Consider the following 23830-nt stretch of genomic DNA (forward strand, 5'->3'; position numbering starts at 1 on the left):
TGTAAGGAAGGGCCCCCTCTTAACGCATCCGGTAGAGAAGGTCACCCCTCTCACCCACCACCCCCGGGCAGCCCCGGGCAGGATGAGGGCGGGGCAGGCAGGGCGGGGCAGGGAGGGTCAGGAGGGCGGGGCGGAGGGGGTCAGGCGGGTTGGCGGGTGGGGGTACGGGTGCCTTGGGCCAACTCTGTCGACAGGGTGCGTAGGGCGGCCAGGCCGCTGGCGGAATCCGGGGCGTCCAGCAGGCAGCGGATCAGGGCGCTGCCGACGATCACCCCGTCGGCGTACCCGGCGACCGTGCCGGCCTGCGCGCCGGTGCCCACGCCCAAGCCGACCCCGACCGGCAGGTCGGTGACCGCACGGACCCGGGAGACCAGCGTCGGCGCGGCGTCGGAGGTACGCGACCGGGCGCCGGTGACCCCCATGACCGCGGTGGCGTAGACGAAGCCCCGGCAGTGCTCGACGGTCATCGCCAGCCGGGCGTCGGTGGACGAGGGCGAGACCAGGAAGGTCCGGTCGAGCTGGTGGGCGTCCGAGGCGGCCAACCACTCGTCGGCCTCGTCGGGAATGAGGTCCGGGGTGATCAGGCCGGTGCCGCCGGCCGCGGCGAGGTCCCGGGCGAAGGCCTCCACGCCGTACTGCTCGATCGGGTTCCAGTAGGTCATCGTCACCACCGGCGCGCCGGTGGCCGCGACCGCCTCGATGATGCGCAGCGTGTCGGTGGTCCGGACGCCGCCGGCCAGGGCGATGTCGCTTGCCTTCTGGATCACCGGCCCGTCCATCACCGGATCGGAGTACGGGATCTCCACCTCGATGACGTCGACGCCGGCCTCCACCATCGCGGTCATCGCCGCGATGCTGCCCTCGACGGTCGGGAACCCGGCCGGCATGCAACCGACGAGCACCGCCCGCCCGTCGGCGCGGGCCTTGTCGAACGCAACCCCTATCCGGCTCACGCCACCGCCTCCTGATCGAGGATGCCGAAGTACTCGCCGGCGGTGTGCACGTCCTTGTCACCCCGGCCGGAGAGGTTGATCACGATGGTGGGCTCCCGGCCCAGCTCCGCCGCGAGCTTCGGAGCGATCCGCAGGGTGCCGGCGAGGGCATGCGCGCTCTCGATCGCCGGGATGATCCCCTCGGTACGGCAGAGCAGCTCGAACGCGGCCATCGCCTCGGCGTCGGTCACCGGCAGGTACGTCGCCCGCCCGGAGTCGTGCAGCCAGGCGTGCTCCGGCCCGATGCCCGGGTAGTCCAGCCCGGCGGAGATCGAGTGCGACTCGATGGTCTGCCCGTCGGCGTTCTGCAGCACGTAGGTGCGGGCACCGTGCAGCACGCCGGAGCTGCCGCCGGTGATGCTGGCCGCGTGCCGGCCGCTCTCCACCCCCTCGCCGCCGGCCTCGAAGCCGTACAACCGCACGGCGGAGTCACCGACGAAGGCGTGGAAGATGCCCAGGGCGTTGGAGCCGCCGCCGACACAGGCGGCGACCGCGTCCGGCAGCGCACCGGTCAGGTCGAGGCACTGCTGGCGGGCCTCGTCACCGATGCCCCGGACGAAGTCGCGCACCATGGCCGGGAACGGGTGTGGCCCGGCGGCGGTGCCGATCAGGTAGTGGGTGTCGTCGACGTTGGCGACCCAGTCCCGCATCGCCTCGTTCATCGCGTCCTTGAGGGTGCGCGAGCCGGTGGTGACCGGTACGACGGTGGCACCGAGCATCCGCATCCGCGCCACGTTCAACGCCTGCCGCTCGGTGTCGACCTCGCCCATGTAGACGACGCACTCCAGGTCGAACAGGGCAGCCGCGGTGGCCGTGGCGACACCGTGCTGACCGGCGCCGGTCTCGGCGATCACCCGCCGTTTGCCCATCCGCCTGGTCAGCAGCGCCTGGCCGAGCACGTTGCGCACCTTGTGCGCCCCGGTGTGGTTGAGGTCCTCCCGCTTGAGCAGCACCTTCGCGCCGACCTTCGCGGAGAAGCGCTCGGCGGGGTACAGCAGCGAGGGGGTGCCGGCGTAGTCGCGCAGCAGGGCGCCGAACTCCGCCCGGAAGCCCTCGTCGGCAACCGCCGTGCGCCACGCCTGGTCCAGCTCGTCCAGGGCCGCCACCAGGGCCTCGGGCACGAACCGCCCACCGAACCGGCCGAAGTGACCGGCGGTGTCGGGTTGCGCCCCCGGATCGGGGCTCGGGCCGGCCGCGGCGGCCAGCGCGTCGGCGCTCATCGCTGTGATCCTCTCGGTGGTGGCGGAACGACCGGTGGTGGCGAAACGACCGGTGAGAGCGGGACCGGTGCCGGTCAGCGCACCGGCCGGGGCGTGGCCGGATGGTTGCCGGCGTTGACCAGCTCGGCCACCGCCTCGCGGGGGCTCTTCTGGGTGACCAGGCCCTCGCCGACCAGGACCGCGTCGGCGCCCGCCGAGGCGTACCGGATGAGGTCGTGCGGGCCGCGGACCCCGGACTCGGCGATCTTGACCACGCTACTCGGCAGGCCGGGGGCGATCCGCTCGAACACCGACCGGTCCACCTGCAGGGTACGCAGGTCACGGGCGTTGACCCCGATCACCTGCGCGCCGGCCTCCAGGGCCCGGTCGGCCTCCTCCTCGTCGTGCACCTCGACCAGCGCGGTCATGCCCAACGACTCGATCCGCTCCAGCAGGCCGACCAGCGCGTTCTGCTCCAGCGCGGCCACGATCAGCAACACCAGGTCCGCGCCGTGGGCCCGGGCCTCGTGCACCTGGTAGCTGGAGACCACGAAGTCCTTGCGCAGCACCGGCACGCCGACGGAGGCCCGCACCGCGGCCAGGTCGTCGAGGGAACCACCGAACCAGCGGCCCTCGGTCAGCACACTGATCGCCCGCGCCCCACCCGCGGCGTACTCGCCGGCCAGCTCGGCCGGGTCGGCGATCTCGGCCAGTTGCCCCCGCGACGGCGAGGAACGCTTGACCTCGGCGATCACCGCGACCCCGGGCCGACGCAGGGCGGCGTACGCGTCCAACGGCGGCGGCGCGGCGGCGGCCAGCTCCCGGATCCGCTCCAGCGGAACCTGCTCCTGCCGGTGGGCGACGTCCTCGCGAACCCCGGCCAGAATCTCGTCGAGCACGTTTGCGGGCGCCGCCGGACCGGGCTGGTCACCCTCCGCGTGCGCATGCTCAGCAGTCACCAACGGACTCCCCTCTCCGGGCGTCATGGGCCGATGCTAGGCGGCGCCACCTGGCGACGGCTGGCGGGGGTATGGCGCTGCTCACGAGACGGGCTGGGGCATAATGGCCGACCTCCGGTGAACGCCGGGTCACCCTGCGCCACCGCGACCATCGACCACCGTCATCCACGCCGGACATCCGCGAGCGTTGCGTCATCGACCACCACCCATCGCGGTTCCATCATCGCCGGTCGACGACCAACCCGCAGCACAAGGATGCACATCGATGTTGTGACGAGGATCAAGGAAGTACGGCCCTGGCCGTGCCGTTGGTCCGGGCGGACAGTTGACCCGCCGGTCACCGTGGCGAAACCCGCGCCCGGCAGCATCGGTTCACGGCAGACTCGACCACGGGCCTGCCCACGTCGGAACGATCCTCGTGCGGAGTGTGGAGATGAGCGCGGAGAAGCCCCACCCGACCATCGGACTGACCACCGTCTCCCGGACCGTCGCGTCCCTGGCCGTCGGCATGGTGCACACCCTGGAGCGGGCCGTGGTCGGTGAGGCCCGGGTGCGGACCGCCCGGGGCAACGCCTGGGAGGCGGTCTGCGCCGATCGGGCCCGTGCCGACCAGCGCGCCGAACTCGACCGCCTGGTCGCCGAACTGGCCGTCGCCCACGCCCACGCCGCCGCCCGCGACCGGCAGCGGGTCGGCTGAGCGCCCCACCGGTCCCGACCGGCCCGCCGCCCAGCCGGTCCGCCGGCCCCGGCCGCCCCGCCGCCCCACCGGAACCGGACGGCACACCGGTCCGACGGACCGACCGGGCCAGCCTCACCGTCAGTGCAGCGTCGGATCCTCGCCACGGTCGAGCGCGTCCCACGCCTCGACGGTGCGCCGACCGGTGACCGGGCTGCCCGCGTCGGTCACCGGGCCGGTCGGGACGCCCGGACCCGGGGCGTCCGGGCCGGTCGGGACACCTGGGCCGGTGGGCGTCGGGCGGACCGGGCGTTCGTAGCGGGCGCCCATCGCCGGCCAGCCGGCCCCCCGCAGCGCGGTCGAGACGCCACCCAGTGCGGTGAGCAACCCGCCGACCAGGCAGAGCACCGGCCACTGCCGGTTCGCCTCGCCGTCGAACCCGGCCACCAGTCCGTAGCCGCCCCCGGCGGCCAGCAGGCCGTAGCCGCCGCCGGCCGCCACCGCCAGCCCGAGACCGGTCAGCAGCACCCCCAGCCACCGCCGGAGGCGGCCCCGGGTGGCCAGCACCGCGCCGCCACCGGCCAACGCCACCAGGGCCAGCGCCGGCAACCACGGCAGCAGGCCCGCGCCGGCCCGGTCCTGGCGTACCGGCGGCAACGGCACCGGCCGGACGGTCAGCTCCACCGACCAGGTCCGGGTCGCCGCCCAGAGCGCCAGACCCGCCCCGGCCAGACAGAGCAGCACCGCGTACGTCAGCTCACGCCGTCCACGCCCCGCGGCCGGGTCGGGGGCGGTCACCGGGCCGGCCGGAGGGTCTCGGCGGCGGCGATGGCGGCCAGTACAGCGGCGGCCTTGTTCCGGGTCTCCTGGTCCTCGGCGGCCGGGTCGGAGTCGGCGACCACCCCGGCCCCGGCCTGGACGTAGGCCCGGCCGTCGCGGATCAGCGCGGTCCGGATGGCGATCGCCATGTCCAGGTCGCCGCCGAAGCCGAAGTAACCGACGGTACCGCCGTACAGGCCCCGCCGGACCGGTTCCAACGCCTCGATGATCTCCATCGCGCGGACCTTCGGCGCACCGGAGAGGGTGCCGGCGGGGAACGTCGCGGCCAGCGCGTCGAAGGCGGTGCGGTCCGGACGCAGGGTGCCGACCACGGTCGAGACGATGTGCATCACGTGGCTGTACCGCTCGATGGTGGCGAACTCGGGCACCTCGACGGTGCCCGGCAGGCAGACCCGACCCAGGTCGTTCCGGCCCAGGTCGACCAGCATGACGTGCTCGGCCCGTTCCTTCGGGTCCCCGAGCAGCTCCGCGGCCAGGCGGGCGTCGTCCGCCGGGGTCCCGCCCCGGGGGCGGGTGCCGGCGATCGGGTGCAGCAGCGCCCGCCGCTGCCCGTCGGCGCCGACGCTCACCTTGACGTGGGCCTCCGGCGAGGAGCCGACGACGTCGAACCCGTCGAAGCGCAGCAGGTACATGTACGGGCTGGGGTTGGTGGTGCGCAGTACCCGGTAGACGTCCAGCGGGTCGGCGTGGGTGGTCCGCTCGAAGCGCTGCGACAGCACGATCTGGAAGCACTCGCCGGCCCGGATCGCCTCCTTGGCCGTCTCCACCGCCTTCGGGTACCCACCGACCGGGGTACGGCCGACCACCTCACCGGCCGGCCGGCGCTCGACCGTGGAGATCATCGGCGGGATGGGGCGGGACAGCGCGGTGGTCATCGCGTCGAGCCGGCCCACCGCGTGGTGGTACGCCGCGTCCACCTCGGCCTCGCGGTCGGCGGCGCCCGGCGGTGGCAGGATCGCGTTGGCGACCAGGATCGCCGAGCCCTCGTAGTGGTCCAGCACCACCAGGTCGGTGGCGAGCAGCATGCCGAGCTCCGGCAGGCCCAGGTCGTCGCGGGTCAGCTCGGGGAGGCGCTCGAAGCGCCGGATCAGGTCGTACCCGAGGTAGCCGACCATGCCTCCGGTCAGCGGCGGCATGCCGCTGTCCGGGTCCCAGGCCGGCCCGGCGAGCGCCTCGACCGTGGCACGCAGCACCGCCACCGGGTCGCCCTCGGTGGGCAGTCCGGCCGGCGGTTGGCCGGTCCAGACCGCGACGCCGTCGCGTTCGACCAGGGTGGCGCTGCTGCGTACGCCGATGAAGGAGTACCGCGACCAGGCCGTGCCGGCGGTGCCGACGCCCTGCTCGGCCGACTCCAGCAGGAACGTGCCCGGTCCACCGGCGAGCTTGCGGTAGACCCCGACCGGGGTCTCGGCGTCGGCGAGCAGCCGCCGGGTGACCGGGACGACCCGCCAGCGCCGGGCCAGCCCGGTGAAGGTGGCCAGATCGGGACTGACCGCACCGTCGGTCACGAGCCACCCCCCTGCGGTACGGTGCCCGACGGCTGCCCGTCGACGGCGGAGCCCGATGGCCGCTGGTCGGCGGCGGAGCCCGATGGCCGCTGGTCGGCAGGGGTGGTGACCGGCAGCTCGGTGTGGAAGCAGGTCCGGTCGCCGGTGTGGCACGCCGCGCCTACCTGGTCCACGCTCACCAGCAGCGCGTCGCCGTCGCAGTCCAGCGCCACCGAGTGGACGTACTGGTGGTGCCCGGAGGTGTCACCCTTGACCCAGTACTCCTGCCGGCTGCGCGACCAGTAGGTGGCCCGGCCGGTGGTCAGGGTCAGGTGCAGGGCCTCGTCGTCCATCCAGCCGACCATCAGCACCTCGCCGGAGTCGTACTGACGGACCACGGCGGCGACCAGGCCGTCGGCGTCGCGCTTGAGCCGGGCCGCGACGGCCGGGTCGAGGCGGGAACCACGGGCCGCGCCGGCGGGCGTCGGCCCCGGCGGGCTGGGGTGGGCGCCGGTCACCGGCGCGTCAGGTACGGGCACAGTGACCCATTGTCCGCACCCGCCCGGGTCCCCGGCCACCCGGCCCACCGGAAACGGGTCTTCCGGTGACCTCGGCACCGGACCGGCCGAACTGCCGCCGCGTGGCTCAGTCGGGGGTGTGGACGGGACGGGGTCGGCAGAGCACCGGGTGCAGGGCGCGGGCCAGTTCACCCGGGTGCCGCACGGGGTGCGGGAAGGCCAGCCGGAGCTGGTGGCGCTGCGGCGTCCGGCCGTACGTGACGACCAGGCCGTACCGGTCCACCCGGACCGGCCGGACCGGACCGGGCGGAGCCGCGGGGCCGAGGTGTCGCCGGACGTACCCGGTGACCTCCGCGCCGTGGTGGTCGGCGAGGTCGGCGAGCACCTGCGCCTCGACCGGGTGCAACGGGTCCGGCTCGGCGGCGGCGTACTCCCCGGGGTCGACGCGCAGCACGGTGCCGGCGCGTTCCAGCCGGGCCTCGGCGACCTCGAAGCGGTACAGCCGGAACCGGGTGCCGACGTCGAGCAGGTCTCCGGTCGGGGCCACGTCGGCGAAGTCCAGGGTGGCCTGCCGCTGCGCGTCGTCGCGCAGCCGGCTGGCACGGCCGGAGACCCAGGCCCGGCCCAGCGACGGGGCACCGGCGCCCGGCGGCAGGTCGAGCACGTCGAGGACCACGGCGACGTCGCCCCCGGTCGCCGGCTCCAGCGCGACGGCGAGGTCGCTGACCACCGGCACCAGCATCAGCAGTTGCCCCTCCTGGTCGGTGACGTGCCGGACGTGGTGCGGGCCGGGACGGTGCGCGACGTGGACGAGTGCGGGCAACCGCCCGGCCGTCAGGGTACGGACGAGTTCGGCGGGACTGGGCCGCACGACGGCGGGGCTGGGGCGCACGGCGCACCTCCGGAAGTAGGTTAGGCTTACCTAACTCGCACCCTAGAGCACCGGCCCCGCCGCCGTCCACGTCCCATCCCGACAGCCACCCCGTCAGCTCACCGGGTCTGCTCCAGCCAGGAGGCGTAGAGCAGCGCGTAGACCGAGCCGGGCTCGCGCAGCAGCTCGTCGTGCGGGCCACGCTGCACGATCCGACCCTTGTCCACCACGATCACCTCGTCGGCGGCCTGGGCGGTGGAGAGCCGGTGCGCGATCGCCAGCGTGGTACGCCCCCGGGTCACCGCGTCCAGGGTCCGCTGCAGCCGTACCTCGGTGGCCGGGTCGACCGCGCTGGTCGCCTCGTCCAACACCAGCAGGTCCGGATCGGCGACGTAGGCCCGGGCCAGCGCGACGAGCTGCCGCTCCCCCACGCTGAGCGCCTCGCCGCGCTCACCGACCGGAGTGTCCAGCCCGGCCGGCAGCCCCTCCAGCCAGTCGGCCAACCCCAACTCGGTGAAGGCGGCGGTGAGCTGGTCGTCGCTGAGCTCCGGCCGGGCGAACCGGACGTTCTGCCCCACCGTGGCGTCGAAGAGGAACCCGTCCTGCGGGACCATCACCACCCGCGAGCGCAACGAGGCGAACCGGACCCGCCGCAGCGGCACCCCGGAGAGCAGCACCTCGCCGCTGCTCGGATCCATCAACCGGGTGAGCAGCTTGGCGAAGGTGGTCTTGCCGCTGCCGGTCTCACCCACCACCGCCACCCGGCTCTTCGCCGCGATCTCCAGGTCGACGTCGTGCAGCACCGGCGCGCCGCCCGGGTAGGCGAAGCCCACCCCGGCGAAGCGGATGTCCAACGGCCCCGCCGGCAGGTCCCGGCCCTGCTCGCCCGGGTCGGCCACGTCCGGGGCGACGTCGAGCACGTCCAGCACCCGCCGCCAGCCGGCGATCGCGTTCTGCGCCTCGTTGAGCACCTCGGTGGCGATCTGCACCGGCTGGATGAAGAGCGTCACCAGGAACAGGAACGCGGTGAGCTGACCGATGGACAGGGTGCCGTCCACCCCGAGGGTGACCCCCAGCACGACCACCCCGGCCAGCGCCAGACCGGCCGCCAGCTCCCCCACCGAACTACCCAGCACGCTGATCCGGATGGCCCGCTGCTGGGCCCGGCGCTGGTTCTCGATCGCCTCGTCGAGCCGCCGGGAGGTCCGCCCGGAGATGCCGTACGCCCGGATCACCGGCGCGCCCACCACGCTCTCGCCGATCGTGCCGAGCAGCGTGCCCATCCGTTCCCGGACCACCCCGTACGCGGCGCCGAGGCGGCGCTGCAGCGACCGGATCACCAGCACCGCCGGCAGGAAGGCGGCGAACACCACCAGGGTCAACTGCCAGGAGTACGCCAGCATCACCGCCGTGGTGACCACCAGCTGCCCGAGGTTGACCAGCAGGATCACCCCGCCCCACTGGAGGAACTGGGTGATCTGGTCGACGTCGCTGGTCACCCGGGACACCAGCGAGCCCCGCCGCTCGGACTGCTGGTGCAGCATGGACAGGTCGTGCACGTGCCGGAAGGCCCGGGTCCGGACGTTTGCCAGCGCGGTCTCGCTGACCGTGAAGAGCCGCCGGGTCATCAGGTAGCCGCAGGCGGTGGTGACCACCAGGACGGCCGCGGTCAACGCCACGACGACGGCCACCACGTCGAGGTTCGGCCCGCCCGGGTCGGTCAGCCCCCGGTCGATGCCCTGCTGGACGGCGACCGGCACGGCCACCCGGCCGACCATGTAGACCAGGGCCAGGGCCAGGGTGCCGGCCAGCCCGGTCCGCAGCTCCGGGGAGAGTGCCAGCCCACGGCGGAACGTCCGCCAGGTGGAGTCGCCCACCGGCCGCCCTGCGGTCCTCGCCGTGGTGGTCACCGGTCCGCCTCCACTTCCAGGCCCGAATCGACCGGGATCACCGGGTCGTACCCGGTCGGTGGTGGGTCCACACCACCTGCCTGTTCGCCCTCGGCGTCGGCCTGCTCGTAGGCGGTGACCAGGTCGGCGTACCCGCCGACGGTGGCCAGCAGCTCGGCGTGGGTGCCCCGGGCGACCACCCGGCCCTGCTCCAGGTAGATCACCTCGTCGGCGAGCGCGATGGTGGCCCGCCGGTAGGCCACCACCAGGATCGAGGTGGCCGGGCCGGCCGGCCCGGCGGAGCGCAGCCCGGCCAGGATGGTCGCCTCGACCCGGGGGTCCACCGCGCTGGTGGCGTCGTCGAGCACCAGCAGCCGGGGCCGGCCGGCCAGCGCCCGGGCCAGGGTCAGCCGCTGCCGCTGCCCGCCGGAGAGCGAGGTACCCCGCTCACCGACCATGGTGTCCAGGCCGTCGGGCAGGGCGGCGACGAACCCGTCCGCCTCGGCCAGCCGCAGCGCCGCCCAGACCTGCTCGTCGTCGACGCCGGGCCGGTCCAGGCTGATGTTGGCCCGGACCGTGTCGTCGAAGACGAACGGCACCTGGGCCACCAGCGCGGCCGTCTGGGCCAGCGAGGCGGCGGTGAGGCTCCGCACGTCCACCCCGTCCAGGGTCACCGTGCCGCGCGGCGGGTCGACCAGCCGGACGGCCAGCGAGGCGATGGTGGACTTACCGGCCCCGGTCGGCCCGACCAGGGCCACGGTCCGGCCGGCCGGCACGGTGAAACCCACCTCGCCGAGCACCTGGGCACCGGGCCGGTGCGCCTCGACCGGCTCGTAGGAGAAGTGCACGTCGGCGAAGGTGAGACTGGCCGGGCGCGACTGCGCCGCGTCGAGCGTCACGTCGCCGTACGGCATCTCGCCGGAGGCGTCGAGCACCCGGCGGACCCGGTCCCAGCCGGCGACGCTGCGTGGCAGTTCGGCCAGGACCCACCCGATGGCCCGCACCGGAAAGGCCAGCACGGTGAAAAGGAAGGCCACGCTTACCAGCTCGGCGACGCTGATCGCCTCCTGCCGGAGCCGGATCGTGCCGACCACCAGCACGGCCAGGGTGCCGAGACTGGGCAGGGTCTCCAGCAGCGGGTCGAAGAGCCCGCGCAGCCGACCGACGGAGATCAGCGCGTTGCGCAGCTCACCGGCGCGTTCGGCGAACCGGGCGGTCTCCTGCGCCTCCCGGCCCATCGTCTTGACCACCAGGGCGCCGTCGAAACTCTCGTGGGCGATGCCGCTGACCTCGGCGCGCAGCCGTTGGGCGCGTTGCTGCCGGGGCGCCATCCGCCGGGAGTAGACCACGTTGAGCGCGAACAGGGCGGGAAACACGGCCAGGCCGACCAGGGCCAGCGCCCAGTCGGTGAGGAACAGCGATCCGATCGCACCGACCAGCATCACCAACGTGCCGACGGCGAACGGCAGCGGCGCGATCGGGTACCAGGCGGCCTCGACGTCGGAGTTGGCGTTGGACAGCAACGTGCCGGTGGCGTTGCGGTGGTGCCAGGCCAGTGGCAGGTCCAGGTAGCGGCGGGTCACCCGGCGGCGGTAGGCGGCCTGGAGCCGGAACTGCATGAACCCGGCACCGAGCCGCCGGCCGAAGATCCCCACCACCCGCAGCACACTGATGCCGAACAGGGCCGCCGCCGCGAGGGCCAACACGCCCAGCCCCACCGATCCGGCCGAGATCGCCGGCACCACCACGTCACCGACCACCGCGCCGACCACGAAGGCGCTGGCGATCACCATCACGCCGAACAGCACGCTACCGGCGACCGCCACCGCGAAGATCCGCGGTTGTTCCCGGATCGCCAGACCGAGGACGGAGAGTCCCCGCAAGAGCACGTCCCGACTCGTCCTGCTCGCCACGCTTCCCCCGCCGTAAGTTGCCCGTCTGCCTACTCATCCTTACCGTTCGCCGCCACCTCCGCCGACCCGCCAGGATATGTCCACCATCACGCCCGAACCGGTAGGCCGAGCGGCCCACTCGCCGCGCCGGGGGGCGCCGGCGGGCCTACGATCAGGCCATGCCTCGGTACGCCCGATCGGAGCGCTTGGCGCTCGCCGACCTCTTTCTCGCCGTGGGCCCGGACGCGCCCACCCTCAACGAGGGGTGGACGACCCGGGACCTGGCCGCCCACCTGATCGTGCGGGAGCGCCGCCCGGACGCCGGCGCCGGCATCGTGCTGCCGCCGTTGGCCGGGTACGCCGAGCGGGTCCGCCGCCGGATCGCCGCGCGGGACTGGGCCGCCCTGGTCGGGCAGGTCCGTCGGCCACCGCTGTGGAGCCCGCTGAGCAACCCACTGGTCGACGAGGCGGCCAACCTGATGGAGTTCTTCATCCACCACGAGGACGTCCGCCGGGCGGTGCCGGACTGGCAGCCGCGGGAGTTGCCGGCCGGGTTGACGGCGGGGCTGTGGCGGCGGGTCGGGCCGGTGGCCCGGTTGGCGCTGCGCCGGTTCCCGGCCCGGGTGCTCATCGAGGCACCGGGGCACGGTGAGGTCGGCAGCGGTCGCGGTGGCGAGCAGCTCCGGGTGGTGGGCGACCCGGGAGAGCTGCTGCTCTTCCTCTCCGGTCGGCAGCCGGCGGCCCGGGTCCACCTGGACGGCCCGCCGGCGGTCGCCGAACGGCTGCGCACCGCCGCGCTCGGCTTCTGAGCAGCCGGTCGGGCCCCGGCGGGGGTGGTCGATGGCGGGTGCAGGCAATACGCTTCGGTAACCGCACCCCGACGTGACCTCGGTCACGCCTCCACCCCCAAAGGCGGCTACCACGATGGCTCTCGACGTACCGTACCGCTCCATCCCCGACATGTTCCTCAAGCGGGTCGCCGCCTCCGGCGACCGCCACGCCTTCGGCCACCCCTCCGCCGACGACTCGGGCCCGGTCTGGCTGACCTGGGAACAGGTCGGCCGGCGCGCCAAGGCGGTCGCCGCCGGCCTGCAGGGCCTCGGCCTCGGCCCGGAGGAGCCGGTGGCCATCCTGGCCAACACCCGGCTCGAATGGGTGCTCGCCGACCTCGGCATCATGTGCGCCGGCGGCGCGACCACCACCGTCTACCCGACCACCGAGCCGGACGACACGGTCTACATCCTCGCCGACTCCGCGTCCCGGGTGCTGTTCGCCGAGAACCCGGCCCAGGCCGCCAAGATCACCGGCGCGAGCCTGCCGGCGCTTACCCACGTGGTGCTCATCGACGGTGCCGCCGACCCCGCCGCGGCCGTCCCCCAGCTCACCCTCGCCGAACTGGAGGAGCAGGGCAGCCGGGCGCTGGCCGCCGATCCCGACCTGATCGAACGGACGGTGGCCGGCATCGGGCCGGACCACCTGGCCACCCTGATCTACACCTCGGGCACCACCGGCCGCCCCAAGGGCGTCGAGCTGCTGCACGGCGGCTGGTGCTGGGAGGGCGTGGTCCAGGCCGACACCGGCCTGCTACGCGGCGACGACCTGCACTACCTGTGGTTGCCGCTGTCGCACTCCTTCGGCAAGACGCTGCTCTGCGGCGGGATCCACGTCGGCCTGCCCACCTACGTCGACGGCCGGGTGGACAAGCTGGTCGAACTGCTGGGCGTGGTGCGCCCGACGCTGATGTGCGGGGCTCCCCGGGTCTTCGAGAAGGTCTACAACAAGGCGGTCACCACCGCCCAGAGCGCCGGCGGGGCGAAGGCGAAGATCTTCGCCTGGGGGGTGCGGATCGGCCGGGAGAAGGTCGCGCTGGAACAGGCCGGCCGGCCGGTGCCGGGTGGCCTGAAACTGAAGTACACGCTGGCCGAGAAGCTGGTCTTCAGCAAGCTCCAGGCCCGCCTCGGCGGTCGGATCCGGGTGCTGGTCTCCGGCTCGGCCCCGCTGAGTCAGGAGATCTCCAGCTTCTTCGCCGCCGCGAACCTGCCCATCTCCGAGGGGTACGGGCTCACCGAGACCAGCGCCGGCAACTTCGTCAACCGGCCGGGCAAACTGCGCATCGGCACCGTCGGGCCGGCCATGGGCGACCTGGAGTGCCGGATCGACACCGACGGCGAGATCCTGCTACGCGGCCGACCGGTGATGCGCGGGTACCACAACCTCCCGGAGGAGACCGCCGCCGCGTTCACCGACGACGGCTTCTTCCGTACCGGCGACATCGGCAGCCTGGACGACGACGGCTACCTGCGGATCACCGACCGGAAGAAGGACCTGGTCAAGACCTCCGGCGGCAAGTACGTCGCGCCCTCGCACATCGAGGGGATGTTCAAGGCGATCTGCCCGTACACCTCGCAGGCGATCGTCGTCGGTCAGGCCCGCAACTACTGCACCATGCTGGTCACCCTGGACCCGGACGCGATCGCCGGCTGGGCCGCCGGCGGCCCGCTGGAGGGCCGTCCGTACGCCGAGGTCGTCACCTCGCCGCAGGCGCGGGCCATGGTCGAGGAACACGTCGCGCAGCTCAACACCAAGCTGAACCGGTGGGAGACGATCAAGAAGGTCACCATCCTGTCCCGCGACCTGACCATCGAGGACGGCGAGATGACCCCGTCCATGAAGATCAAGCGGCGCGGGGTGGAGACCAACTTCGCCGCCGAGATCGACAAGATGTACGAGGGCAGCCTCGCCGAGCTGTGAGCACCGCGTACCCGCGCCGGCCGGGTCCCGACCACGACGGGACCCGGCCGGCGGTGTGTCTCCCGGCGGCCGGTCACAGGTGTTCCCGGCGCCACCTGCTCGCCTCGTGCTCGGCCGCCACCTCCTGCGCCAGCGCCAACCGGCGGACCTCGCGCCGACGCCGCCCCTCGCCCCGGGTGCCCAGTACCACCAGCCCGACGCAGACCAGCGCCAACAGCACCAGCGCGGCCAGCGCCGGGATCCGGGCGGCCACCGGCGAGAGCAGCGCCAGCACGGCCACCGCGACCAGGGAACGCCAGCGCAGGATCCGCACCGCCCGCAGGCCACAGCCGACCAGGCCGAGCAGGTAGAGGCCGACCCCGCCGTAGAGGACCAGGATCCAGAACCCGCCCAACGGTTCGCCCCACGGCGGGCTGGTCGGGTCCGCCGTCTCGACGAGCAGGTCCTTGATGCCCAGGGCGAAGAGAATGATGCCGGTGACCAGCGGCAGGTGCCCGAAGGTGTACGCGTCGCGGGCCAGCCGCCCCCGCCGGGCCGGGTCGCGGGCGCGGTGCAGGGCCTGCTCCATGGCGAAGGCCAGGGTGTCGAAGTACGCCCACCAGAGGGCGGCGGCCACCGCGATGCCGGTCACCGCGGCGATCACCACCGGCCAGGTCAACGGAAGCTGGTCGACGACGAACCGCTGGCCGAGCCCCAACGCGATGATCGACTCGCCGAGGGCGACCAACACGATCTGGGCGTGCCGCTCCGCCCAGTGCCCGGCCGACACCACCACCCAGTACGCCCGGCCGAGCGCCACGCCCGCCCCGTACTCCAGGGCGAGCGCGCCGGTCCAGAGGCCCAGTTGCAGCGCCGTGGCCGCCCCGCCGGAGTCGATCCTGGGCGGCAGCAGCGCGGCGGTGACCAGCAGCAGCGCCGCGACCACCGGCAGCACGGCCAACAGCGCCCAGCGGCGCAGCCGCTCCGGGTCACCGCGCGCCACCCAGCCGAAGATCGCCAACTGCGCGGCCCTGACCAGCAGGTAGCAGGTGGCGAAGACCAACGGACCGTTCAACCCGCCCGGTACGTCCTCGAACGCGCCGGGCATGCTCAGCGCGAGCAGGAAGGTGGCGGCGACGGTGACGAACCCGACCAGCGGCAGGATGCCCTGGTCGGCCCGGACGGCGTTGCCGAGCCCGGCGAACCCGGTCCAGCACCACCAGAGCAGCCCCACCACCAGCAGGCACCGGTACAGGTTCGCCGCGCCCGGGTGGTACCCGGTCAGCGTGGTGACATTGAGGAAGGCGAAGACGAAGACCAGGTCGTAGAAGAGTTCCAGCCGGGTCACCCGGGAACCCGGCGCACCCCAGCTGACCGGTGCAGACCGGGTGCCCTCGCCCACCCGGGCAGTCTCCCAGCCCACCGGTGCGCCCCGGAGGCGATCGGGGCGAAACGGCACCGGTCAGGCGATGACCACCGGTTCCCGCCAGCCGGGCCGGCCGACGCGGTCGAGGTCGTACCGGACCGTCGCGATCCGCCCGACGGCCTCGACCAGGTCGGCTGCGGGCAGCGTGAACGGCAGCCGCAGGAACCGCTCCAGGGTGCCGTCCAGCCCGAACCGGGGGCCAGGGGCCAGGCGTACCCCGACGTCCTCGGCGGCGCGGGCCAGCGCGCTGGAGATCGGCCCGTCCAGCTCCGCCCAGAGGGTCACCCCACCGCGCGGCACGGTAACCCGCCACTCCGGCAGCCGGGCCGCCACCGCGTCGAGCAGGACGTCGCGCTGGGCGGTGAGCTGACGCTGGCGGGCCGCCACGATGGTCGCGGCGTCGGCGAGCAGGTGGACCGCGACGAGCTGGTCCAGCACCGGACTGGCCATGTCCCCCCCGACCCGGGCCGCCGCCAGCCGCTGCACCTGCGGGGCGGACGCCCGGACCCAGCCGATCCGCAGCCCTCCCCAGTACGGCTTGCTCATCCCGCCGATGGAGATCACCCTGGAGTGCCGGTCGAAGGCGGCGGTGGGCGGCGGCAGCCGGGTGCCGTCCAGCGGCAGATCCACGAAGGACTCGTCGACCACCAGGTCGGTGCCGATGGTGTGCGCCGTGGCGACCAGTCGTTCCCGCAGGTCGGCCGGCATCAGATGACCGGTCGGGTTGTGGAACTCGGGGATCAGGTAGGCAAGCTTGGGGCGGCTCTGCCGCAGGCTGCCCAGCAGCAGGTCGCCGTCCCAGCCGGCGTCGGTGGCCAGGCCGTGGGTGGTGATCCGGGCCCGCCGCGCCGCCAGCGCGGCCAACCCGTTGGGGTACGTCGGTGACTCGACTAGCACCGGCCCGCCGGGTGTCAACATCAGCCGCAACACCAGGTCCAGCGCGTGCTGGGTGCCGCTGGTGACCATGATCTGCTCGGCCCGGGTGGGCAGCCCGCGCGCGGTGTACCCCTGGGCGACCGCCTCCCGCAGCTCGATGATCCCGGTCGGGTGGTAGCCGGCGTCACCCAGGTAGCGGGGCAGGTCCTCGGCGGCGGCCCGGGCGGCCGGCACCAGCTGCGGCGGCGCGGCGAGCGCGGCGACCCCGAGGTCGATCATGTCCCGGTCGTCCAGCGGGGTCCAGAGTCCGGAGCTGGCCACCCGGTGGGTGCCGGGCAGCATGGTCCAGCTGCCGGCGCCCCGCCGGCTGGCCAGGTGGCCGGTCTCCCGCAGTTGCCGGTACGCCGCGCTGACCGTGGTACGGCTGATCCGCAGCGCCTCCGCGAGGTCCCGTTCGGCAGGCAGGCGTACCCCCAGGGGTAGCCGACCGTCGGCGAGCAGACCCCGGACGGCGGCGGCGAGCGCGGCGTAGTCCGGGCTGCGCCGACGGCCGGGCAGGGCGTGCCACTGCCCGAGCAGGCGGGCCAACTGGCCTCCCCTGACCTGGGTCGTCACCGGCCACCCCCCGGATATTGGCTCTTTCTCCCGCACAATTGGCTTCTAGAGTGGCACGCATGGCAGCAACTGGCAATTTCCGGTACCGGCCGGTCCGCCGACTCACCCAGCTCTATCTCGGCCTGGTGCTCTACGGCACCAGCATGGCCATGATGCTCCGCTCCGACCTCGGCCTGAACCCGTGGGACGTCTTCCACCAGGGGCTCAGCCGGGTATCCGGAATGTCGATCGGCACCGCCACCATCGTGACCGGGGTGGCCGTGCTGCTGCTCTGGATCCCGTTGCGGCTACGCCCCGGGCTCGGCACGGTGAGCAACGTCCTGGTGATCGGCCTGGTGGTGGACGGCGCGCTGGCGCTGATCCCCACCGACCTGCCGCTGGCCGTCCGGATCGGGCTGCTGGTCACCGGCATCGTCGGCAACGGCCTGGCCACCGGTCTCTACCTGGGCGCCCGGTTCGGTCCGGGACCCCGCGACGGCCTGATGACCGGGTACGCCGCCCGCCGCCCGGGCCGCTCGGTCCGGCTGGTCCGTACCGTCATCGAGATCGCCGTGCTGGCCCTGGGTTGGCTGCTCGGCGGCACCGTCGGCCTCGGCACCGTCGCCTACGCGCTCGCCATCGGCCCGCTCGCCCAGTTCTTCATCCCGATCTGCACCGTCGCGCCCCCGCCCGAGCCCACCACCGGGCCGACCGCGCAGCCGGAGCGGGCCGTACCCGCGGGTTAGCGGGACCGGTCCGGACGGCGGTCCGGCAGGCACGGGCCGGACGGCGGTCCGGCAGGCACGGGCCGGACGGCGGTCCGGCGGTCACCCACCGGTGCTCCGTCGGCCACGGCCGGGCACCGGTGGACGCAGAGTGAGTTACGCCGCACCGGAGGGACCGCGCTGACCTGCGTGGACGTACGGGCGGAAAAGACGGTGTTTCCACGACCGGAAACGCGAGGCATCATCTGGTGCATGGCCGAGAGCGGATGGCGGTGGACCGACGCCTGGATCTTCGTGTCGCTGGTGATCGCGAGCGGGGCCGGGCGGCATCGTCGGGCGGCGTACACCCGGCGCCCCGAAGGAGTCCGACTGGCCGACGTGCTGTCCACAGCGGACCATCTCAACCAGTCGATCCCGCAGCGGCACGAGGTGGAGGAGGCGGTCCGGCGGCTCGCCGGCGCCGGCCTGGTCAGCGTCACCGACGGTTGGTTCCGGATCACCGCCGACGGCGAGCAGCTCTGGCGTACCCGGCCGAGCGGTGGGCTGACCACGACGGTCGAGACCATGCAGGTGGTGCTCAGCCGGCGGCGTTCCCCCGGCACCGCCGAGTGGCGGCTCGACGAGGACGAGCACGCGGCGGCGGTGCAGGAGTACTACGTCCGGTCCATCCCGGCACCCCGCCGCTCGACAGAGGGACACCCGCGCCAGAGCTGAGGGTGCCGCCCCGGGCCGATGGGCCCGGTGAGCGATGGGCCTGGTGAGCGATAGGCCCGGTAAGCGATAGGCCCGGTGAGCGATGGGCCCGGTAAGCGATAGGCCCGGTGAGCGATGGGCCCGGTGAGCGATGGGCCCGGTGAGCGATGGGCCTCGGTGGGCCCCGGGACGGGTGGTCAGCGGACCGGGTGACCGGCCTCGCGCAGCGCGTCCTTGACCTCGGCGACGCTCAGCTCGCCGAAGTGGAAGACGCTGGCCGCCAGCACCGCGTCCGCGCCGGCACCGATCGCCGGCGGAAAGTGGGCCACCTCGCCCGCACCGCCGCTGGCCACCACCGGGACCTCCACCACGGCCCGGACCGCCCCGATCAGCGCCAGGTCGAAGCCGGCCTTGGTGCCGTCGGCGTCCATCGAGTTGAGCAGGATCTCCCCCGCGCCCAGCTCGGCCGAGCGCCGGGCCCACTCGACCGCGTCGATCCCGGTGCCCCGCCGGCCGCCGTGGGTGGTCACCTCGAAGCCGCTGGGCGTGGTGCCGGCCGGGGCCCGCCGCACGTCCAGGGAGAGCACCAGCACCTGCCGGCCGAACCGGTCGGCGATCTCGGCGATCAACTCGGGACGGGCGATCGCGGCGGTGTTCACCCCGACCTTGTCCGCCCCGGCCCGCAACAGGGTGTCGACGTCGGCGACCTGCCGGACGCCGCCGCCGACGGTCAACGGGATGAAGACCGACTCGGCGGTCCGGCGGACCACGTCGAGCATGGTGCCCCGGTCACTGGACGAGGCGGTGACGTCCAGGAAGGTCAACTCGTCGGCACCGGCCCGGTCGTACGCCGCGGCCAACTCCACCGGATCGCCGGCGTCACGCAGGTCGAGGAAGTTGACCCCCTTGACCACCCGCCCGGCGTCCACGTCCAGACACGGGATCACCCGTACCGCCACCGTCATGGGCAGAGCCTATCCTCCCGCCCGCCTACACCCGGACGAGCATCTTGCCGAGGTTCTCCCCGCGCAGCAGACCGAGGAAGGCCTCCGGGGCGTTGTCGAGGCCGTCGACGATCGTCTCGTCGTAGGAGAGGCTGCCGTCGCGCAGCCAGCCGGCCATCTCGCCGACGAACCGCTCCCGCAGGTGCCCGTGGTCGCCGACCAGGAAGCCACGCAGGGTGAGCCGCTTGCCGATGACCTGGGCCAGGTTACGCGGCGCGGCCGGCGGCTCGGTGTCGTTGTACTGGGCGATCATGCCGCAGATCGCGGCCCGGCCGTGCAGCCGCATCGAGGAGATGGCCGCCTCCAGGTGGTCCCCGCCGACGTTGTCGAAGTACACGTCGATGCCGTCCGGGGCGGCGGCCCGCAGCGAGTCGCCCACCGGGCCGTCGTGGTAGTCGAACGCGGCGTCGAAGCCGAGCTCCCGCAACCGGTCGACCTTGGCCGCCGAGCCGGCGCTGCCGACCACCCGGCCGGCGCCCTTGAGCTTGGCGATCTGGCCGACCAGGCTGCCGACCGAGCCGGCGGCGGCGGAGACGAAGACGGTCTCCCCCTCGGCCATCCCGGCCACCTCCAGCAGACCGGCGTACGCGGTCAGCCCGGTCATGCCCAGCACGCTCAGGTACGCGGTCAGCGGGGCGAGGTCCGGATCGACCGTCCGCGCGGCGGTGGCGTCGAGCAGGGCGTACTCCCGCCAGCCGAGGCCGTGCAGGACGACGTCGCCGGGCGTGAACCCGTCGGCCTCACTGGCCACCACCTCGCCGACCGCGCCGCCGTCCAGTGGCGCGTCGAGCTGGAACGGCGGGACGTAGGACCGGACGTCGTTCATCCGCCCCCGCATGTACGGGTCGACGGAGACGAACCGGTTACGGACCACGATCTGCCCCGGTCCCGGAGTGGGCACCGGAGTCTCGACCAGGCGGAAGTTCTCCGCCGTCGGCCAGCCGGTGGGCCGGGAGGCGAGGTGGATCTCGCGGTTGACGGTACTCATGGGTCTGCCTTTCCTAGTCTTTTCGGCTCCGGCACGCCCCGGCCCGGACGCGCTCAGGCGGCGCGCTCAGGCTCCGGCTTGCTCACGCTCCGGCTTGCTCAGGCGGCGGTGCGCTCAGGCGGCGGTGCGGACGGTCAGGGTGGTCGCCACGTTGCCCCGGGTGGCGTTGGAGTACGGGCAGACCTGCTCGGCCTGCTCGACCAGCTGCTCGGCGACGGAGCGCTCGACCGACGGCAGGTCGACCACGAGCGTGACGGTCAGCCCGAAACCACCACTGCCGTTCGGGCCGATGCCCACCTCGGCGTCGACCACCGAGCCGGTCACGTCGGCCTTGGCCCGGCGGGCGACCACCCGCAGCGCCGAGTGGAAACAGGCGGCGTACCCGGCGGCGAAGAGCTGCTCCGGGTTGGCGGCGTCGCCGGCGCCACCCATCTCCTTGGGGACCGCGAGGTCCAACTCGACGACACCGTCCGAGGTCCGGACGTGGCCGTCCCGGCCGTCGCCGGTGGCCTGGGCGGACGCGGTGTAGAGCACCTGCATGATCACTTCTCCTTGGCTCGGTGGATGGTGTCGGTGACCTGGGTCAGGGTGTCGCGCAGGGCCACCAGTTCGGCTTCGGTGAGCCCGGTGGCACCGGCCACCCGCAACGGCACCTGGTGCATCCGCTGCCGCAGCTCCCGACCGGTCCCGGTCAGCGCCACCCCCACCCGCCGCTCGTCCCGCGCGGACCGTCGGCGGACCACCAGGCCCGCCCCCTCCAGCCGCTTCAGCAGCGGGGAGAGGGTGCCGGAGTCCAACCGCAACCGGGTGCTCAGCTCGGAGACGGTGATGTCCCGATCGGGATCGACGGCGCCGCCGTCACCGCTGGCGTGCCCGCCGCCGCTGGCGTGCCCGCCGCCGCTGGCGTGCCCGGCGGCGTGCCCGGTGGCGCTGGCGTGCCCGGCGGCGTGCCCGGTGGCGCTGGCGTGCCCGGCGGCGTCAGCGCCCCCGGTCGCGACGGCGGCGGCGTGGTCGTACTCCTCGCCGCGCCCGGTGGTCTCGGCGTGCTCCCAGAGCACCAGCAGGACCAGGTACTGCGGGTAGGTGATCCCGAACTCGTCGAGGATCGGCCGGTAGACGTCGGTCAGCGCGCGGTGCGCCGCATAGAGCGCGAAGCACACCTGCCGGCGCAACACCAGATGATCGGTCACGCCCACGACCGTAGCGCGCAATTCAATTGCGCACAACTCAAATGCCGAGAGCCCCACCCGGAACGATTCCGACCAACCGCGCCACCCGCCCGCGGCCCCAGCGCCCCGACGCCCCGGTTCCGCCTGCGGCCCCCGGCCCCAGCCCGCGGCCCCCGGCCCCGGCTCCCGGTGAGAAGGGTGACCTTCTCTACCGGAAGCGTTAACAAGGGGCCCTTCCTTACCGCTTAGCGGAGGGTGGCGAGGGCCTCGGCGACGGTGAAGGCTCCGGCGTAGAGGGCCTTGCCGGCGATCACGCCCTCCACCCCGATCGGCTCCAGGGTGGCCAGGGCCCGCAGGTCATCGAGGGTGGAGACACCACCGGAGGCGATCACCGGGGCGTCGGTGCGGGAGCAGACCTCGCGCAGCAGGTCCAGGTTCGGCCCGCGCATGGTGCCGTCCTTGGTGATGTCGGTCACCACGTAGCGCGAGGCGCCGGCCTTGTCCAGCCGCTCCAGCACCTCGAACAGGTCACCGCCGTCGCGGGTCCAGCCCCGGGCGGCCAGGGTACGACCGCGCACGTCCAGCCCGATGGCCACCCGGTCGCCGTACTCGCCGCAGATCCGGTCACACCACTGCGGGTCCTCCAGGGCGGCGGTGCCGATGTTGACCCGGGCCGCCCCGGTGGCCAACGCGGCCCGCAGCGAGGCGTCGTCCCGGATGCCACCGGAGAGTTCCACCTTGACGTCCAGCCGGCTCACCAGCTCGGCCAGCAGCGCCGCGTTGCTACCCCGGCCGAACGCCGCGTCCAGGTCCACCAGGTGGATCCACTCGGCCCCGTCCCGCTGCCAGGCCAGGGCGGCCTCCAACGGGTCGCCGTACGCGGTCTCGCTACCGGCGGCGCCCTGCACGAGGCGTACGGCCTGGCCGTCGGCGACGTCCACGGCGGGCAACAGGGTCAGGCTCACGATCTTCTTCTCCTCGGATTCGGTACGACGGTCCAGGTGTCAGGTACGGCGGCCGGCTTCAGGCCCGGCACCCGACGGTCTCAGGTACGGCGGTCCAGGGCGATCACCACGATCGCCGGCAGGACGAGCAGCAGCAATGCGATCAACGCCAGCCGCAGCGCCAGGTTGTCGACAAGCGACCAGATTCCGATCAGCGCCGCCCCGGTCAACAGCACGATGGCGGTCCGCTCCCGCCGGGTGTGCCGGGGCAGCCGACCGGTACGCCGACGTCGCCAGCGTGGGGTGAGCCGCCGTACCAGTGCCCGCCGCCGCTGCCGACGGGCCACCCGGCGCTGGCGGACGGCCCGGTCCCGCTCCTGCTGCGCCTGCCGGACGGCGCGCAGCCGGGCCCGCTCCTTGCTCACCGGCCGCTCACCACGGCGCGCCCGCCGTCGGCACGGTCACGGCCCACCGTCGGGATCACAGCGTGGTGAGCCAGTTGCGCAGCAACCGGGAGCCGTTGTCCCCGGACTTCTCCGGGTGGAACTGGGCCGCCGACAGGGCGCCGCGTTCCACCGCGGCGACGAAGTCCGCACCGTGCCGGGCGGTGGTCACGAGCGCGCCGGCCCCGGCCAGCGCACCCTGGTCCTGCACGCCGTAGGAGTGGACGAAGTAGAAACGGCCGGTGGCCGGCAGACCGGCGAAGAGCACCGAGGCCGGCGGCGACTCGACGGTGTTCCAGCCCATGTGCGGCAGCCGGCGCGCCGGTAGCGCGGTGACCGACCCGGGCAGCAACCCGAGCCCCTTGGTGACCACCCCGTGCTCCTCGCCGTACTCGAAGAGCACCTGCATGCCGACGCAGATGCCGAGCACCGGTCGACCGGCGGCCACCCGCTCGGCGATCACCGGCCCGGCGCCGAGCGCCTCGATCCCGGCCATGCAGGCGGCGAACGCACCGACCCCGGGCACCACCAACCCGTCGGCGTCGGCCGCCGCGGCCAGGTCGGCGGTCACGGTCACGTCCCCGCCGGCCCGCTGCAGCGCCCGCTCGGCGGACCGGAGATTGCCGGAGCCGTAGTCCAGCACCACCACCCGGCTCATGCGTTCTCCCCCGGGAAGAGGTACAGCACACCGCCGGCGGCGGCCAGCACGGCGAGCGCCCCGGCGATCACCAGGGTGCTGCGGGCCGCACCCTGCCGGTGCAGCGACCACACCCCACCGGCCAGCACCCCGGCCAGGGCCAGCAACAGAACGGGCAGCACGGCACTCATGAGGCGGTGCTGCCTTCATGCGCGACTGCGGGACTCCGCTGCGCTGCGTTCCTCGCGCTCATCAGAGCCTGCCTTCATTCGCGACTG

22 protein-coding genes and 2 pseudogenes are annotated in these 23830 nt (G+C 73.7%); 5 read left to right on the forward strand and 19 right to left on the reverse strand.

Annotated elements, in window-relative coordinates; translation table 11 throughout:
• Positions 1 to 140: 140 nt before the first annotated feature.
• The 3 genes from trpA to trpC form a co-directional block, all read right to left on the reverse strand.
• Positions 141 to 953: a tryptophan synthase subunit alpha gene (gene trpA, locus GA0070617_RS20265; RefSeq protein ID WP_091440986.1), complete on the reverse strand. Its 813-nt coding sequence runs from the start codon at positions 951 to 953 to the stop codon at positions 141 to 143.
• On the reverse strand, positions 950 to 2212 hold the full coding sequence (gene trpB / locus GA0070617_RS20270) for a tryptophan synthase subunit beta (RefSeq protein WP_091440989.1): 1263 nt from the start codon (positions 2210 to 2212) through the stop codon (positions 950 to 952). The genes trpA and trpB overlap by 4 nt, the downstream gene beginning before the upstream one ends.
• 74 nt (positions 2213 to 2286) lie before the next feature.
• Positions 2287 to 3090, reverse strand: coding sequence for an indole-3-glycerol phosphate synthase TrpC (trpC, locus tag GA0070617_RS20275; RefSeq protein WP_175440793.1), 804 nt, complete (start codon positions 3088 to 3090; stop codon positions 2287 to 2289).
• Between the two features lie 493 nt (positions 3091 to 3583).
• Between trpC and GA0070617_RS20280 the strand changes: the two genes are divergently transcribed.
• Complete coding sequence (locus tag GA0070617_RS20280; protein WP_091440996.1) at positions 3584 to 3847, forward strand: hypothetical protein; 264 nt, start codon at positions 3584 to 3586, stop codon at positions 3845 to 3847.
• 120 nt (positions 3848 to 3967) lie between these two features.
• Here the strand turns inward: GA0070617_RS20280 and GA0070617_RS20285 are convergent, their stop codons facing one another.
• The 6 genes and pseudogenes from GA0070617_RS20285 to GA0070617_RS20310 all read right to left on the reverse strand — a co-directional run bounded on the left by GA0070617_RS20285 (position 3968) and on the right by GA0070617_RS20310 (position 11344).
• Positions 3968 to 4624, reverse strand: coding sequence for a Trp biosynthesis-associated membrane protein (locus GA0070617_RS20285; protein ID WP_091440998.1), 657 nt, complete (start codon positions 4622 to 4624; stop codon positions 3968 to 3970).
• Positions 4621 to 6174: an anthranilate synthase component I gene (locus GA0070617_RS20290; RefSeq protein ID WP_091441001.1), complete on the reverse strand. Its 1554-nt coding sequence runs from the start codon at positions 6172 to 6174 to the stop codon at positions 4621 to 4623. The genes GA0070617_RS20285 and GA0070617_RS20290 overlap by 4 nt, the downstream gene beginning before the upstream one ends.
• 74 nt (positions 6175 to 6248) lie before the next feature.
• A pseudogene (gene hisI / locus GA0070617_RS20295) lies at positions 6249 to 6692 on the reverse strand (phosphoribosyl-AMP cyclohydrolase); the annotation flags it as partial.
• A gap of 106 nt (positions 6693 to 6798) precedes the next feature.
• Positions 6799 to 7542, reverse strand: a complete 744-nt coding sequence (locus GA0070617_RS20300; RefSeq protein WP_091441006.1) for a DUF2470 domain-containing protein — start codon at positions 7540 to 7542, stop codon at positions 6799 to 6801.
• Between the two features lie 119 nt (positions 7543 to 7661).
• A complete protein-coding gene (locus tag GA0070617_RS20305) occupies positions 7662 to 9452 on the reverse strand; it encodes an ABC transporter ATP-binding protein (protein ID WP_091441009.1) in 1791 nt (596 codons plus the stop codon).
• Positions 9449 to 11344, reverse strand: coding sequence for an ABC transporter ATP-binding protein (locus GA0070617_RS20310; RefSeq protein ID WP_091441012.1), 1896 nt, complete (start codon positions 11342 to 11344; stop codon positions 9449 to 9451). Before GA0070617_RS20310 ends, GA0070617_RS20305 begins: the two co-directional genes overlap by 4 nt.
• 158 nt (positions 11345 to 11502) lie before the next feature.
• Between GA0070617_RS20310 and GA0070617_RS20315 the strand changes: the two genes are divergently transcribed.
• Both GA0070617_RS20315 and GA0070617_RS20320 read left to right on the forward strand, forming a co-directional pair.
• The gene (locus GA0070617_RS20315) at positions 11503 to 12132 is read left to right on the forward strand and encodes a TIGR03085 family metal-binding protein (protein ID WP_091441014.1); all 630 of its coding nucleotides are present in this window, start codon (positions 11503 to 11505) and stop codon (positions 12130 to 12132) included.
• 115 nt (positions 12133 to 12247) lie between these two features.
• Positions 12248 to 14074, forward strand: a complete 1827-nt coding sequence (locus tag GA0070617_RS20320; protein ID WP_091441017.1) for an AMP-dependent synthetase/ligase — start codon at positions 12248 to 12250, stop codon at positions 14072 to 14074.
• Positions 14075 to 14147: 73 nt separating this feature from the next.
• Here the strand turns inward: GA0070617_RS20320 and GA0070617_RS20325 are convergent, their stop codons facing one another.
• Positions 14148 to 15455, reverse strand: coding sequence for a low temperature requirement protein A (locus tag GA0070617_RS20325; RefSeq protein WP_229688206.1), 1308 nt, complete (start codon positions 15453 to 15455; stop codon positions 14148 to 14150).
• A gap of 60 nt (positions 15456 to 15515) precedes the next feature.
• On the reverse strand, positions 15516 to 16970 hold the full coding sequence (gene yczR / locus GA0070617_RS20330; protein ID WP_091441023.1) for a MocR-like transcription factor YczR: 1455 nt from the start codon (positions 16968 to 16970) through the stop codon (positions 15516 to 15518).
• A 59-nt stretch (positions 16971 to 17029) separates the two neighbouring features.
• On the opposite strand from yczR, the gene yczE reads away from it, so the two are divergent.
• Positions 17030 to 17695 (forward strand): membrane protein YczE, encoded by a 666-nt coding sequence (yczE, locus tag GA0070617_RS20335; protein ID WP_091441026.1) that lies wholly within the window; start codon positions 17030 to 17032, stop codon positions 17693 to 17695.
• Between the two features lie 231 nt (positions 17696 to 17926).
• A complete protein-coding gene (locus tag GA0070617_RS20340) occupies positions 17927 to 18388 on the forward strand; it encodes a hypothetical protein (RefSeq protein ID WP_091441029.1) in 462 nt (153 codons plus the stop codon).
• A gap of 176 nt (positions 18389 to 18564) precedes the next feature.
• Here the strand turns inward: GA0070617_RS20340 and hisF are convergent, their stop codons facing one another.
• From hisF to GA0070617_RS30715, 8 genes and pseudogenes are all read right to left on the reverse strand, one after another.
• Complete coding sequence (hisF, locus tag GA0070617_RS20345; RefSeq protein WP_091441033.1) at positions 18565 to 19332, reverse strand: imidazole glycerol phosphate synthase subunit HisF; 768 nt, start codon at positions 19330 to 19332, stop codon at positions 18565 to 18567.
• Between the two features lie 25 nt (positions 19333 to 19357).
• Positions 19358 to 20359, reverse strand: coding sequence for an NADP-dependent oxidoreductase (locus tag GA0070617_RS20350; RefSeq protein WP_091441036.1), 1002 nt, complete (start codon positions 20357 to 20359; stop codon positions 19358 to 19360).
• A gap of 114 nt (positions 20360 to 20473) precedes the next feature.
• Positions 20474 to 20899: an organic hydroperoxide resistance protein gene (locus GA0070617_RS20355; RefSeq protein ID WP_091446787.1), complete on the reverse strand. Its 426-nt coding sequence runs from the start codon at positions 20897 to 20899 to the stop codon at positions 20474 to 20476.
• A gap of 2 nt (positions 20900 to 20901) precedes the next feature.
• A pseudogene (locus GA0070617_RS31100) lies at positions 20902 to 21186 on the reverse strand (MarR family winged helix-turn-helix transcriptional regulator); the annotation flags it as partial.
• 587 nt (positions 21187 to 21773) lie between these two features.
• Complete coding sequence (gene priA / locus GA0070617_RS20370; RefSeq protein WP_091441039.1) at positions 21774 to 22493, reverse strand: bifunctional 1-(5-phosphoribosyl)-5-((5-phosphoribosylamino)methylideneamino)imidazole-4-carboxamide isomerase/phosphoribosylanthranilate isomerase PriA; 720 nt, start codon at positions 22491 to 22493, stop codon at positions 21774 to 21776.
• 80 nt (positions 22494 to 22573) lie between these two features.
• Positions 22574 to 22897, reverse strand: coding sequence for a hypothetical protein (locus tag GA0070617_RS20375; RefSeq protein ID WP_091441042.1), 324 nt, complete (start codon positions 22895 to 22897; stop codon positions 22574 to 22576).
• A 55-nt stretch (positions 22898 to 22952) separates the two neighbouring features.
• Complete coding sequence (hisH, locus tag GA0070617_RS20380) at positions 22953 to 23573, reverse strand: imidazole glycerol phosphate synthase subunit HisH (RefSeq protein ID WP_091441046.1); 621 nt, start codon at positions 23571 to 23573, stop codon at positions 22953 to 22955.
• Positions 23570 to 23743 (reverse strand): hypothetical protein, encoded by a 174-nt coding sequence (locus GA0070617_RS30715; RefSeq protein ID WP_175440601.1) that lies wholly within the window; start codon positions 23741 to 23743, stop codon positions 23570 to 23572. The genes hisH and GA0070617_RS30715 overlap by 4 nt, the downstream gene beginning before the upstream one ends.
• Between the last annotated feature and the right edge of the window lie 87 nt (positions 23744 to 23830).

The organism is Micromonospora yangpuensis, from assembly GCF_900091615.1.
Lineage (GTDB): Bacteria > Actinomycetota > Actinomycetes > Mycobacteriales > Micromonosporaceae > Micromonospora > Micromonospora yangpuensis.

What these genes read in the sequence shown, in the direction of transcription:
- trpB (WP_091440989.1), bottom strand. Translation starts at nt 2,212, where the DNA reads ATGAGCGCCGACGCGCTGGCCGCCGCGGCCGGCCCGAGCCCCGATCCG.
- GA0070617_RS20280 (WP_091440996.1), top strand. Translation starts at nt 3,584, where the DNA reads ATGAGCGCGGAGAAGCCCCACCCGACCATCGGACTGACCACCGTCTCC.
- GA0070617_RS20315 (WP_091441014.1), top strand. Translation starts at nt 11,503, where the DNA reads ATGCCTCGGTACGCCCGATCGGAGCGCTTGGCGCTCGCCGACCTCTTT.
- GA0070617_RS20320 (WP_091441017.1), top strand. Translation starts at nt 12,248, where the DNA reads ATGGCTCTCGACGTACCGTACCGCTCCATCCCCGACATGTTCCTCAAG.
- yczE (WP_091441026.1), top strand. Translation starts at nt 17,030, where the DNA reads ATGGCAGCAACTGGCAATTTCCGGTACCGGCCGGTCCGCCGACTCACC.
- GA0070617_RS20340 (WP_091441029.1), top strand. Translation starts at nt 17,927, where the DNA reads ATGGCCGAGAGCGGATGGCGGTGGACCGACGCCTGGATCTTCGTGTCG.
- hisF (WP_091441033.1), bottom strand. Translation starts at nt 19,332, where the DNA reads ATGACGGTGGCGGTACGGGTGATCCCGTGTCTGGACGTGGACGCCGGG.
- GA0070617_RS20350 (WP_091441036.1), bottom strand. Translation starts at nt 20,359, where the DNA reads ATGAGTACCGTCAACCGCGAGATCCACCTCGCCTCCCGGCCCACCGGC.
- GA0070617_RS20355 (WP_091446787.1), bottom strand. Translation starts at nt 20,899, where the DNA reads ATGCAGGTGCTCTACACCGCGTCCGCCCAGGCCACCGGCGACGGCCGG.
- hisH (WP_091441046.1), bottom strand. Translation starts at nt 23,573, where the DNA reads ATGAGCCGGGTGGTGGTGCTGGACTACGGCTCCGGCAATCTCCGGTCC.
- GA0070617_RS30715 (WP_175440601.1), bottom strand. Translation starts at nt 23,743, where the DNA reads ATGAGTGCCGTGCTGCCCGTTCTGTTGCTGGCCCTGGCCGGGGTGCTG.